This window comes from Shimazuella sp. NTD247 (assembly GCF_059510415.1).
Genome location: NZ_JCAJZU010000002.1, coordinates 193942 through 206237, shown reverse-complemented (window position 1 = coordinate 206237; position 12296 = coordinate 193942). Strand labels below are relative to the sequence as shown.

At 36.0% G+C, this 12296-nt stretch carries 13 protein-coding genes; 6 read left to right on the top strand and 7 right to left on the bottom strand.

Features of this window, described 5'->3' with window-relative positions:
* Positions 1–126: 126 nt before the first annotated feature.
* Genes AC5WOC_RS05415 through AC5WOC_RS05405 form a run of 3 tightly spaced genes read right to left on the bottom strand, consistent with a single transcriptional unit; the run spans position 127 to position 1150 of the window.
* The gene (locus tag AC5WOC_RS05415; protein WP_496054379.1) at positions 127–381 is read right to left on the bottom strand and encodes a hypothetical protein; all 255 of its coding nucleotides are present in this window, start codon (positions 379–381) and stop codon (positions 127–129) included.
* Between the two features lie 8 nt (positions 382–389).
* Positions 390–770 (bottom strand): SHOCT-like domain-containing protein, encoded by a 381-nt coding sequence (locus AC5WOC_RS05410; protein ID WP_496054378.1) that lies wholly within the window; start codon positions 768–770, stop codon positions 390–392.
* Between the two features lie 11 nt (positions 771–781).
* A complete protein-coding gene (locus AC5WOC_RS05405; protein ID WP_496054377.1) occupies positions 782–1150 on the bottom strand; it encodes a DUF2089 domain-containing protein in 369 nt (122 codons plus the stop codon).
* Positions 1151–1688: 538 nt separating this feature from the next.
* Here AC5WOC_RS05405 and AC5WOC_RS05400 point away from each other — a divergent pair.
* Both AC5WOC_RS05400 and AC5WOC_RS05395 read left to right on the top strand, forming a co-directional pair.
* The gene (locus tag AC5WOC_RS05400) at positions 1689–2000 is read left to right on the top strand and encodes a hypothetical protein (protein WP_496054376.1); all 312 of its coding nucleotides are present in this window, start codon (positions 1689–1691) and stop codon (positions 1998–2000) included.
* Between the two features lie 28 nt (positions 2001–2028).
* Complete coding sequence (locus AC5WOC_RS05395; protein WP_496054375.1) at positions 2029–2313, top strand: hypothetical protein; 285 nt, start codon at positions 2029–2031, stop codon at positions 2311–2313.
* An 88-nt stretch (positions 2314–2401) separates the two neighbouring features.
* Here the strand turns inward: AC5WOC_RS05395 and AC5WOC_RS05390 are convergent, their stop codons facing one another.
* Both AC5WOC_RS05390 and AC5WOC_RS05385 read right to left on the bottom strand, forming a co-directional pair.
* Entirely contained in the window at positions 2402–2719 is a 318-nt protein-coding gene (locus tag AC5WOC_RS05390; RefSeq protein WP_496054374.1) for a helix-turn-helix domain-containing protein, read from the bottom strand.
* Positions 2720–2723: 4 nt separating this feature from the next.
* Entirely contained in the window at positions 2724–3224 is a 501-nt protein-coding gene (locus AC5WOC_RS05385) for a hypothetical protein (RefSeq protein WP_496054373.1), read from the bottom strand.
* A 326-nt stretch (positions 3225–3550) separates the two neighbouring features.
* Here AC5WOC_RS05385 and AC5WOC_RS05380 point away from each other — a divergent pair, with 326 nt between their 5' ends.
* Together AC5WOC_RS05380 and AC5WOC_RS05375 are read left to right on the top strand one after the other, a co-directional pair.
* Positions 3551–4453: a restriction endonuclease gene (locus tag AC5WOC_RS05380; RefSeq protein WP_496054372.1), complete on the top strand. Its 903-nt coding sequence runs from the start codon at positions 3551–3553 to the stop codon at positions 4451–4453.
* Positions 4454–4730: 277 nt separating this feature from the next.
* Complete coding sequence (locus AC5WOC_RS05375) at positions 4731–5579, top strand: collagen-like triple helix repeat-containing protein (protein ID WP_496054371.1); 849 nt, start codon at positions 4731–4733, stop codon at positions 5577–5579.
* A gap of 106 nt (positions 5580–5685) precedes the next feature.
* Here AC5WOC_RS05375 and AC5WOC_RS05370 read toward each other — a convergent pair whose 3' ends face one another.
* Positions 5686–7341, bottom strand: coding sequence for a YndJ family transporter (locus AC5WOC_RS05370; RefSeq protein ID WP_496054370.1), 1656 nt, complete (start codon positions 7339–7341; stop codon positions 5686–5688).
* A gap of 772 nt (positions 7342–8113) precedes the next feature.
* On the opposite strand from AC5WOC_RS05370, the gene AC5WOC_RS05365 reads away from it, so the two are divergent.
* Both AC5WOC_RS05365 and AC5WOC_RS05360 read left to right on the top strand, forming a co-directional pair.
* Complete coding sequence (locus AC5WOC_RS05365) at positions 8114–8716, top strand: DUF7010 family protein (RefSeq protein WP_496054950.1); 603 nt, start codon at positions 8114–8116, stop codon at positions 8714–8716.
* Positions 8717–9108: 392 nt separating this feature from the next.
* Positions 9109–11190 (top strand): hypothetical protein, encoded by a 2082-nt coding sequence (locus AC5WOC_RS05360; protein WP_496054369.1) that lies wholly within the window; start codon positions 9109–9111, stop codon positions 11188–11190.
* Between the two features lie 349 nt (positions 11191–11539).
* On the opposite strand, the gene AC5WOC_RS05355 is transcribed toward AC5WOC_RS05360, so the two are convergent.
* Positions 11540–12271 carry a tRNA(His) guanylyltransferase Thg1 family protein gene (locus AC5WOC_RS05355; protein ID WP_496054368.1) on the bottom strand — a complete coding sequence of 244 codons (732 nt, stop codon included), beginning with the start codon at positions 12269–12271 and terminating at the stop codon, positions 11540–11542.
* Positions 12272–12296 lie beyond the last annotated feature (25 nt).

The window sequence follows — 12296 nt, the reverse complement described above, 5'->3', positions numbered from 1 at the left end:
GATATAAATAACCATCTTTCATCTTTTGAAAAACTTCTTAAAAAAAGAACTGTACCTAGTCGAGCGGCAAAATGAATCTGCTCAGAGGGTACAGTTTTTGTTTTTATTTGTTTTCAAGTTATAATTCTACAACCGAACAATTACCCCATTTCCATCCTTGTCCTCCACATCAACGATTGTTAACCCCTTGTATTTCTTTAGTTCGGAGAGGACAGGCTGCAAGGTTTGCTTGTCCACCAAGGGAGTAGGGAAGGTGATGTTTTTTGTGCCTTTGTTTATCGATCTCCAAAGCCATTTGCTGCAAATGACCGAACTTAGTATATGCAGTACGGAATATGGAAGGGGGATGGTATAGCGTTTCTTTTCCGCTCGAATGGTCACTTTTATCATTATTCGATGACGACTAGTACGGTATCTTTATTGGCAGAGGTAATATCTACAATCTGTCCTTCTGCTTCATTTTCTATCGCGTCAAGTAATAAATCCATATCAATATCTTTTACATATTTTTCGGATTCGGGGAATTTTTCTGCGATATGATGACCAGCTTTTAGTATGGTTTTTACAAGGTTAAGCGGTAGGTTGACATTCACTTTGTCTCCCTCAGAAGAATTCACTCTGATTCTCAGCATTTTCTTCAAGTAGTTTTTATCAGAGGAAAGGGGTGAAGGCTTTTCATCTTTCAGTAATTCGATCAGTTCTGCTCCTTTTTCTGCTGTGATTTTTTCCTCTTGTACCATCGTTAAGATTTTTGCGATCTCTTCTTTCAATTGATACACTCCTATTCTTTTTTTAGCATTTCTACTGCTTCTTCAGGGCTGATTTCTCCTTTTTCCAGCAGCGAAATGACCTCTTTTTTGTTTACTTCCTCTTGTTTCTTTTGTGGGGAATGCCCCAAAGCCATTATTATTTCATCTAATTTGCCTCGAACGGTCGGATAAGAAATTCCTAGCGCTTTTTCCACTTCTTTGATATTGCCTCTGCAAGTTAAAAAGGTTTCAATAAAATGAAGCTGTTCTTTTGTTAATGAGGCTAATTTGGAAAGCTGAAATTCATTTTCGATCGTAGTGTGACAATGTTTGCATTTTAATCGTGTGATTTGTAGCTCCTTACTACAAACCGGACAAGTAGTAATCAATGGAAATGACATATGCGGCTCCTTTCTTAATCACATTATATAACGATATATTAATATTATCAATATATAAATTGATATATTTAATTATTAAGTTCATATTTTTTGTTAATATTGATTTTATATTTGATAAAATCAATATCGATATGATACAATGACACAAAAATCGATACAAAACAAAATAAACCCACCTGGTATCTAATGATGATCAGAATGGCTTCGTTTGCTTGTTTCCATTTAGGCATGTAAGTTCGTATTCGCACTCGTAATTAGAAAATAACGTACATACTTATGACTATTTTCTTACCAAGCTAACACCGTGCGCCCCACGATTATGTTTGTTGATTTTTTCTTTGCCGCGACTATACATATATCACTATGGAAATGTTTGTTTGTGATTTGCTTTTTCAAAGGTTGAGCTGGTTAAGGGAAATTTCTTATCTTCTGGTTCAACGCTAGCTTTCATCTCACGATTTAAACGTGAGTTTTCTCGTTTGCAATGCTATAATATTAGAAACTTTCGTTCAATTTCGATAGATTGAGAGGAGTATAATTGGCTAGAAAAAAAGCGTCACAAACAAGGAAACAAAAAGCGTCCATCCAAAAAAAGCAAACTACATCTAGTGAGATGCAGACAAGTGAAGCTAAGGAGACAACACCCAGTGCGGGAAAACAAGAACCTGTTAATGTGAAACGTAGTTTTGCCTCACTGCTGATCACATATGAGGTTATGCTAGGACTTATTTTATTTTATATTTATTTATATGAATTTAATGCAAAAGCGGCTTACCTTAGTTATTACGGAATTCCGCCTTTTTATGTGGAGATATATGTAATGAACTATTACAAAACAGTTGGTTGTTAGTATCATTGATTGAGATGTCTTTGGGGAGATGACCATCCCATTTTGTGGTTATCTTATTTCCGAAAAAGGCAAACCTTTGGAAAATGCCAGAATCGACAATTATTTATATTGGAGAGATGTTACTTCTTCTATGCTTCCAGCTAAGTTTAAAAAGGAAATAATTTTCATCCCATTAAAAGACTTTCCTTCTCCAAAATACCCGATGGACTTTAGTGGTGCAACAGATATTATCCTGAGAACTAGCTTGATAATGAACAAAGATAATTTTGATACAGTAACGGAAGAAAAAAATGTTCCTTTGAAATTTAAATAGCCTAAGAAAAACCTTATTTCATCGGGAGGTTAAGCAAAGAACGACCTAATTCTTTAGGTCGTTCTCTGCATGTTATTTATGCAAAAAATTAATTCTCATCGTTATCGGTTTTAAAGTCTACCTGAACTTTTTTCATGCCAAGTGCCTGCAAAACTTTGTCATACGTATCACTTGTGATACCAGGTGTTCCACCCTCGATTCTAGAAATAGTCGTCTGGGTAATCGGATGGCCGGTTATTTTTTTTACCTGCTCCGCCAGTTCATTTTGTGTCCAGCCTAATTGGATACGGCGGTCAAAGATTAGATTTCTCATCTGAACGGGGAAACTTTCCATAAATTCGTTCGTCTTTGTCGTGTTGTCAATAAAATCCATCAATTCTTGATGATTGCTTGGCTTTTTCATCATCTTTTCACCTTTCTATAAACTTAACAGGATTACGAATAAAATTAGCATGTAATTGAAGTGATTGCGCTATCATTTTGTTAAATGTAATGTTAGATTTTGTTTTCAAAATCATGCTGTCTGTACAGCAGATATATTGAATGCCATTATGAAAATGAGTAAAAAACAACATGCGAAAAGCGTATTTTTCTTTTTGGCGGTCCGTTGGAAAATGATCTGCATTTACTTGAAGTTCCAAAAGTGGTGGACTGTGATCCAATCGTTTCACTACATTAAGCGTTACTAAAAATAGATTCGCTCCGGTTGTGACAAATTGATAATCTTGAAAAGCTTCCCATTCAGGAATCCCGTGTTTCTCCATATCCCGTAAACCCAAACGAATTAAAGGCAAAAGGCGATTACATAATGTATCGCCAGCGTTTGCTTTCTGAGCCATCGCAAAAATGGTATCTAAAGCGGGCCGGTCTCCGTTATCGTTTTGCAAATAAATTATTTTAGCTTTATTCATATTATATGATACAGGATATAATTTGTCAGAAAATAAATCCTGTTTGATCTATCTCCCTTCTTTATCGATTTTCTTACTGTATGTGCTGGAGTATAGTGCAAATGAATAGATTATGCAATATTTTGAATTAACGGAGATTATTTATTTACAATCAATTAGAATCGTTTCTCTAAAATATTGTTAGCTAAGTTGTTCAATGTTAGGACAGTAGGAGTTCATTCTGATACTAATTCTATAACAATTATTATATAATATAATTCGAAAATTCAATTTAACTGTACATTTACATAATAACGATCAGAAATAGGAATTGAGGAAGTAGAATCATGGCAATACCAAAAATGGAAGATATTTTTCTCCCTTTTCTCCGAGTGGTCTCCAATCAAAAAGTATATCAGCTAAAAGATGTAGTGGAATCACTTGCGAAGCGATTTCGCCTTACGATAGAGGAAAGAGAAGAGAGAGTATCCAGTGGCAATAGACGGTTTCACAATCGAGTCGCATGGACAAAATCACATCTTATCAAAGCAGAATTGGTTGTAAGTCCAGAACGAGGGAAAATATGTATCACCAAGAGAGGAATTCAGCTTTTAGCAGAAAAGCCTCGTAAGTTAAACATGAAGATGCTAAAAGAACGCTATCTGGAGTATGCAGAGTATCGCAGACAGATTCGTACGATTACAGAAGACGATGCCCAAACCGAAGAAGACGCCGAATCCAATACACCAGAAGAAGTATTAGAGACCGGGTACAAGCAGCTTCGCAAAGCATTACAGCAAGATCTTCTCGACAAAATTAAAGAATGCAGTCCTTACTTCTTTGAAAAACTAGTGGTAAATCTATTAGTTGCGATGGGTTATGGCGGGGCGCATGAGGAGAAGTTGGGTTTGAGCCGGGATGGCGGGATTGATGGGATGATCAAGGAAGACAAGCTAGGACTTGATGTGATTTATATTCAAGCAAAGCGCTGGAACAATGCAGTAGGCCGCCCAGAGCTGCAAGCGTTTGCGGGGAGCATTCTCGGTCGTTCGGCACAAAAAGGGGTGTTTATCACTACTTCGCGGTTTACAAAAGATGCAGTGGAGTATGTGAAACATCTCAATCAAAAAATCATTTTGGTTGATGGGGATCAATTGACGGATTATATGATAGATTTTAATGTTGGGGTGCATGAGACAGCGCGGTATGTAGTGAAAAAGATTGATACAGATTATTTTTTGGATGAGTAGTGACAATTTCCTCAGTAGAAGCAATTCTATTGAGGGTTTTTTATTTCATGAATTTGTAATTGATTTTCTGTTAGGATAGTAATTTCTCTTTTCCATTTTCGTTTTGGAAATATGCTATTTTCACCATTAAAAATTATTTCTATTACGAAATTGAATTTTCAAAGGGTTTTATGTATTTTTCTTCACTTACAAAAATGTTGAAATTAATTAGTTTTTCGTCCACTCTTCTATTCTTCCATTTACATATATTGTTATAAAAAAGAAAAGAGGAATCGACTTGTCTCATAAAGATGAAAAATATAAAAAAAAATATAAAAAATGCAAAGAGTGTCTTAAAAAGTGTAAAGAATCACATAGGGGAGCAACTGGTCCTCGAGGAGCAACAGGAGCTACCGGATCGCAAGGTCTTCCAGGAGTTACAGGAGCCACCGGATCACAAGGCCTTCGAGGAGTTACAGGAGCCACCGGATCACAGGGACTTCAAGGTGTAACAGGAGCCGCCGGATCACAGGGACTTCAAGGTGTAACAGGAGCCACCGGATCACAGGGACTTCAAGGAGTTACAGGAGCCACCGGATCACAGGGACTTCAAGGTGTAACAGGAGCCACCGGATCACAGGGACTTCAAGGTGTAACAGGTCCAACTGGTCCCAGAGGTCCAGGCAGATATTTTGGAGTGCAGAACAGTATACCAACTGCAATTGCTGTCTGTCCAGCAATCCCACCGTCACCAGCTCTCATCACTTTAACTGTTCCGGCAGCACCTGCAGGGACACAAATTAAAGTAGACTCCATGGCTAAGGTTCAAGTTACAGTATCATCGGGATCAGGAGCGAACAATGATGCATTTCAATATGTGATCAGGTATGAATTAAGGAAGGATAATGCTTTATTACCTGCTCCAGACGAAACACAACTGCAACTAATGGAAAGAAAAGGCAGTGTGAAAAATGATTCTAATATCGAAACTTTTGTTCCTAATTTAACTTTTACCGATACAGCCACAGGTTCTCCAATCACATATACCATACACGTTTGTGTTATTCCTGTTATTGGGACAGTAAGTTTTGCTATTGCCGATACCAATGTTGGTTATAGAGCAATAAATGCTATTGTGTTTGATTGATAAAAAAGTTGGTATACCTAAGAGGGTTTCTAATCGCATGTACGTTAGGAATAATAAATGTGTAATAAAAAGCGACAACCAATGATGTTGTCGCTTTTTTTGTCTCTTATTTTGCAATCATTTCATATTCCAGATTAAGAACTTTTACGCCAAGAAACCAAAAACGGTGGGTCATTTGCAATCTTCCATATTCGTCAACCCAAATGATGAGATTCTCATTGAATGGAACACGGAAAGAAAAGTTTTTAGTCATGAGATAGTGGCCTTCTTCACCATTTCCACCTCGTCTTGGGACGGAAGTTATTTGAAGGGATCCATCTATACCATGCTCTAGTCGATAGAATGTTGTTCGATTGTATTTTGGTACTGGCATTGTAAAGTGAATATAACGTTCGCCGTCATATTCATGATCCGAATAGATTCCACAGATATAAGTCTCATTAGAGTCCTTAAAGGAACAAATCCAAGCATTTAATTTTCGATTCCAATATTGTTGGTGATTTGTAATACTGACAATTTTACTGTCTAACTCTCTTGTTCCTTCGTGAGGAGAAGGGATATTTGCTTGTTGTATTTTATTCGATAACGCTTTATGAAATTTTTCAAAGAGCCAAGAGATCTTTGTCCAATGAGCATGAAGGGAAATATCATATAAAGATGTATTTTCCATAAAAGATATTACTTTTGGATGCAACAGATCAACAATCAGGTCACTTCTCCTGAATTTTTCTAGCTTCGTTAGAATACCGGCATGGGAAACGATTTCATCTTCATATCCATTTTCTTGTAAGAAATTTTTACCGATAAACCATGATCCATTGATATTGGTTTGAGGAAGCTGGTATAAATTTCTTTTCTCTAATGGTTTTGTGTAAAACCATCCAAAGAGTCCTAAGGCAAAACCAAGAACAATAGGGATGTCATGATACCATATCCATTGAGTGTCAGTAAGCCATTTATATCCTTGTAACTGGAATACTCCATAAACAATAGACAATATGGAGGTTATGACTAATATAGCTGCAGATAGTTGAATAAAAAGACCAGTAATGAAATTCTTTTTTTCCATATGTAAAATGACAAAATAACAATAGGAGATCATACATAAAGTATAAATCCACAATCCTATGTTTTGGGTCCAAAAGTCAGTGAACATCCCAATTCCCATGAGAAGAGGGCTTACTATTAATCCAATAACAGTCAAGCGGTATAACTTGCTAAGCTTGTGATCGACTGGCAGAACTCTTCCTGTCCAGCCAATAAACAGGGGAGATAAGAAGGCAGTATACTGAAAATGGATAGTAGGGCTTAAATAATGGTATGCAGTGGTTTCACTGGTTGAAAAGCAATAGATGCTGAGTGTAATTCCACTCAAGAGTGCATACAAGAAGCCTGCGTCAACCGCATTTTCTTCCATAAGATAATAGCCGCGCTCGATAAGACGTCTGATTCCATAACCAAATAGAGCAAAAGTATAGATCAACCATACGATTGACAATATTTTAGAGAAAACGCTTCCTACAGGGAATAATAATGCAATTCCCATAATTGCGGCAAAGTAAAGCTGACATTTTACCAATAGAGTATGGTATCTGGAACTATCTCCACTCATTCTTTTTATAGTAGGAACTAGTACCAAAGAGGTAGGCATCAAAAGAAAAATGGATAATAGCAGCAGCTTTTCATAACCAGACACCATAATTAAGAAGAATAAGCATAGAAGAACGGAAATTAATGAACTTTTCAATAAGTAATTTTTCATGTAGACAAATTTCCTTACCTTTTTTCTGAATAGTCTACCATAAATAAAAGGAAGTGGAAACGTTATAAAGTAAAAAATTTTTGAGAATTTCTGCTCGATTTATAGAATTTATGAGAAAATAAGAGTTATCTTTTTTTAAAATATAAAACTCTTTTGATAGTGAGGGGGTATATAATTTCATAAAGTATCGAAAGGTAAAATTTGCTGATACTCCGAAACAGAAGCTAGCAGAGGATAGTGTATTATATAGAATCAACCAATTGATTATTTTAGAGATGGTTTTTTCATCTTTACTATGCTACATATGCACCAGTTGAACCTGATTTGGCGTTTGCAAAAAGAGAGATCTTAGCAACGGGATACTGGATTGATGCCTACAGCAGTTACAGCAAAAAGGTTGATCTTCGCTTTGAAAAGCAGTCTAGTAAGCTGAGACTAACTTGAAATACTTGGGTTAAGATGTTTGAGCCGGCTAGCTTCCATAGAATTCGGATGTATGAATAAGTCAAGGTGGACTCCTGACTAGATGTGGAAGTGTAACTTTGTAAAAATAATAGTATCAGAGTGTAATTATTTTATGTATTATTTTGAATATAATTTTAATTGGAGTGCAATTAGGTTTCAGAATAACACTTTTGGTATTTTTGTAAATATCATTTATCAATAACAGGAATATATTTTTGAATTAATATCTATTCTCTGAGATCACTAGACAAAACAGCAAAATGATGATTTTATGGAAATAGTAATGATAAAGGAGTATGGAAATTTGATGGGGAAAACTAGTAAATTACCAGGTAAAGCAGTGCAGAGTGCTGCAAATGGAATGATATTTATGACTTTTTTTGGAGCGGTTTGGGCTTCCATCGGTATCACTGGTTCGAATGGGTTCGACAGTCTATTGCTGCTTATAATTTGTGGTCTCGTAACACTTATATTATTGTTTGGCTCCTTAAATTTATTTGGAAAAGGTCGTCAATTAAGCAATGATGATATAACATTAGAGGAGCAAGTTCATTGGAAAAAAGTGAGTAAATGGTTTGGGATTGTTTTCGGTTTGGAAGGTGTTGCAATTGCGATTGCTAGTGTAATTTGTAATATGACGAATCATTTTGAACTATTCTTTCCAATTATGGCAATTATCGTAGGAGTACATTTTTTCCCATTAGCAAATCTATTTCGAGTAAATACCCATTATGTAACTGGTGCTGTTCTTTGTATTTTAGGAATTATAGCCTTTTTTATCCCTTTGCAAGCAAATCTTTCAGGAAACTCAGTGGTTCCCAGATCGATGTTCATTGGATTTGGCACCGCAATAACTTTATGGGCAACTGGCTTTAGTATTTGGATGTCGACGTTGAAAAAAATAAAATAAATTTAGTGAGAAAAAACGCAATTGTATAATTGCGTTTTTTTGGTATGTCAAGTTAAGTCCGAATATTTGATATTTATATTTCGTCATATCTTAAGAGTTTGAGAAGAAAAGATTTTTTGACACCTCCATACCTGCCGCAAGTGATTGCGCAGATGAATCCGTGCAGGAAAGACATCATGCGGTTTTGAGGGAACATTTTTCCTCCTATAAATCAAAACAAAAGACACCATTATTTATAACATGAAATCTTTGATTTTTATTTATTTCATCTCAAAATAGGGAATATTCAATTTTTTAATTATACAAAGAATATACAAGAAAAATATATAAAATTTGGAAGGAAATCGATAATTCCAAATGGAATACAACTAGAAGATAGACTCTGAAAGGAGTTGATTACAATTTCAACGAAGTTGCTAACCAATTGGAATAATAATATAAATAATGACACGGATCAGTGTACAGATGATGATTTTATCACACCAGTACATATTATGAGCAGAACAGAATTAATGGAGGCAAGAATACAAGATAAGGCATTTTTAAACCGAATGAAAGAGCAGTCCAAGGAGTTTTATATTTGCCCATATGTCTTTCAAAAAAGAATAGGTGAAGGGTCTCCCATCCGCATTTGGATCATTCTTCGTGTGGAGATATTCAAGGATGGCAAGATTTGCTCACTAGATACAAAGCCTTTTGTCGCTTACCAATTGTTTGGTGACCGTCAAGTTAGGATTGTCTCTCTTCATCTTATTGAGGGATTGTCATTGGAACAATTACTTTCCACAACGGATAGATTTGTCCAATCAGTTGTTCAATGGCAAATGAAAAGAAATTATTCTTCTGATTATCAACAAGCGATGGTGACCAATACATCCAATTTCCTTCGAGATAATACAACACAAGATATGATGCAGTATGAATTAGAATGTTTTTCTAATAAACTTATACAATTAGAGAAACCTGGAGTTTCCATTTCTGTCGATCATCAAAAATACTCATTGGAACATTTGGGGCAAATGAATCCAGAAGAAAGTCTTAGTACTTTACAAAGGAAAGCAGTGCATCATTATTTGTCATTAGAAGAAGGAGAGTGTTTTCGTTTAGAAGGTCACCCTGGAATGGAGAAAGAAAAGTTGATGCAGAGTGTGATCGCTTCTTTGTGGGTGAATCGTGCATATAAAGAGAGCAGTCAAGCACCTATTGTTTTAGCATTGGGTACAACCGAACCAATTATAAAAAATATGTTGGATATGTTCGTGGGAATGCCTATGAAAAATCGTGATGAGTTCCCACCTGTCTCTGAATTTGATCATGTAGAAATGCTTTCGAAACGGTGGATTTCCGGTGTGAATAGCCTAGGGGTATTTTGTGAACTTGAATCGCATCCAAAGCAATACGAAACCTATCAACTAATGAGGAAAAAGGACACTCAGTTTGAGAGTAACTGGATAAATATTCAACAAATTGATCATAGTTTGCTAAAGGAAATGGAAACAAAATTTCTTGCTCACTGTGCTGCATATTTGCAAATAAGAGTAGATAATGTAGAACATGCAAAATTATGTTTACATGATAAATTGAAGAAAATAATCGAGAAAATGCAAGCACCATTGCACAATTTCGTGGAAAAAAAATTACTGATGCTGGAACATGGAAGATTACAGGAGAAATATCATATTAATTCCTTTGCTGAAGGATTAGAACTATTTAAGAGCCGTTTAATGGAATCAAAACATGAATTAGAGAAAATAAAGAGTCAAAGGTTGGATTGGAACCATTATCAACAGAATCGGAAAATATGGCGCTGGATTAACAACATCCCATTTATGAGTGCATGGCACAATAAATATCAGCAGTTGATTAATCAAACATATATCAAACACCATATGCCAAACATCTCTTTTGCCGGCTATACGGACAATCTCATTGAACAAGGATTAGATTTAGAAGAACAAACACGAAACAAACAAATATTTTCCTTCGATCAGCTACTGCAACAGCAAAAAACATTTGATGAACGTCTGCATGAAATGTTGAAGGAGAGAAAACGAGACGCAGGAATCTGGCAGAGAAAAGGCATTCCTCTGGATATGGAAAATGCAGAAGACCATTTTGATCGAAATTATCGCTATGTGGCTTTTTGGTTAGCAACGCATTATTGGGAAGCCCGGTTTTTGCTTCAAGTGAAACAACGTTTACAAGGAGATAATCCATCATTCCAAAAACTGGACGCTTTTTATCAAGAGGTAGCTATGCTGACTCCTTGTCTTATCACGACTATTGACACAGCTCCAAAGTTTTTTGAGTATACATTTGGTTTTTTTCATCTCTCAGCAGATTTACTCATCTTAGATGAGATTGGCCAGTTGCTTCCGCAGTTGACACTGCCTATTTTAACTTTTGCTAAAAAGGCAATTTTTGTCGGCAATCCAAAACAATTATCTTCGGTGTTTTCAACCATCATTGAATAACAATACGATATAAGCTGTAATCTTGTTAGTATCAAGGTTTTTCGATAAAATCAGAGGTATCAGCAGATAAACAATCGGAAAAGAGTACACAATGTTTCTTCTCTTTCTTCTCTTCTGTCTGATGATCGTGGACATTTGGTGGATTATTTCATCTGCTAGAGTGTGTAAACGAGGTCGAGATGTTTTGCCTGTACTGTTGTATGGGATGTTTCTTGTTCTGAGTTTGGATTATTTCCAAATGCTGCTTGCATTCAAAATGTACTAGCTGAGTACAAGAAACTATCGATAATCCCCTAAGTTGCCGGTTAAAGTCAGCTTAGGGGGTCTGTTTATGTGACAATATATTTTCTCATCTAACAATATACTGTTCAATATACTCTCTATTCTCTGAAAAGATGGGGATTTCCGAGTCTACTTCCCACCGGTTTCGTTCCACTCCATCTTTGATATAGGTATGTTTCGTGATACATGCCCCTCTTTGCTGCCAGATCGGCAGATCATTCCAATCTATATTTTTTTGTGTCCACAATATTTCTTTTAGTTGGTGTGCACTCAGTCCATGCAGCTGTTTTGCTGAGAAATGAGCCTGTGCAACCATCGAGATGCTATTTTTTGAAGCATCCAGTTGTCTCCATAAAAAATAATTTGCTACTTCATCAGGTGGCAATACCCACACTCGGCTATCAAATGTAGCTAACTGATTGTGATTAGGCAGCAGATGATTCATCATGTTGTTAAATTTTGCTGCAGCAAGGGATGCCGAAACAGAAGCGATTTTTTGGATATTATTATCAAACCAAGCTTCTGTGGTCAATTTATCATTGTTTGTGAGTAAAATGGAAATTTCATCGCTTTGGTGGTAGACGAGTTTACATCCCATCAGTTCGCTGGCCAAGTATTTTCCGGTTTCCCAAAATGCATTTACCAAATGTTCATCATATGGTTTTTTTAGTTTTTTGGTATAACTATGAAAATGGCATCCATCGATACGGATGAGTACAGGCAAACGTTTGGGCAAGTAGTTTCGATAAGCATGTTCATAGGTTTTCATTCGGTTTCCGAATTGGTCGGTTTTTTTCATTTGTTTTCACTCTTTTGTTCATAAA

Bases quoted from the DNA above. Each gene is read 5' to 3' on its own strand.
- AC5WOC_RS05405 (WP_496054377.1), bottom strand. From the start codon at position 1,150: ATGTCATTTCCATTGATTACTACTTGTCCGGTTTGTAGTAAGGAGCTA.
- AC5WOC_RS05395 (WP_496054375.1), top strand. From the start codon at position 2,029: ATGACCATCCCATTTTGTGGTTATCTTATTTCCGAAAAAGGCAAACCT.
- AC5WOC_RS05390 (WP_496054374.1), bottom strand. From the start codon at position 2,719: ATGATGAAAAAGCCAAGCAATCATCAAGAATTGATGGATTTTATTGAC.
- AC5WOC_RS05385 (WP_496054373.1), bottom strand. From the start codon at position 3,224: ATGAATAAAGCTAAAATAATTTATTTGCAAAACGATAACGGAGACCGG.
- AC5WOC_RS05380 (WP_496054372.1), top strand. From the start codon at position 3,551: ATGGCAATACCAAAAATGGAAGATATTTTTCTCCCTTTTCTCCGAGTG.
- AC5WOC_RS05370 (WP_496054370.1), bottom strand. From the start codon at position 7,341: ATGAAAAATTACTTATTGAAAAGTTCATTAATTTCCGTTCTTCTATGC.
- AC5WOC_RS05365 (WP_496054950.1), top strand. From the start codon at position 8,114: ATGGGGAAAACTAGTAAATTACCAGGTAAAGCAGTGCAGAGTGCTGCA.
- AC5WOC_RS05355 (WP_496054368.1), bottom strand. From the start codon at position 12,271: ATGAAAAAAACCGACCAATTCGGAAACCGAATGAAAACCTATGAACAT.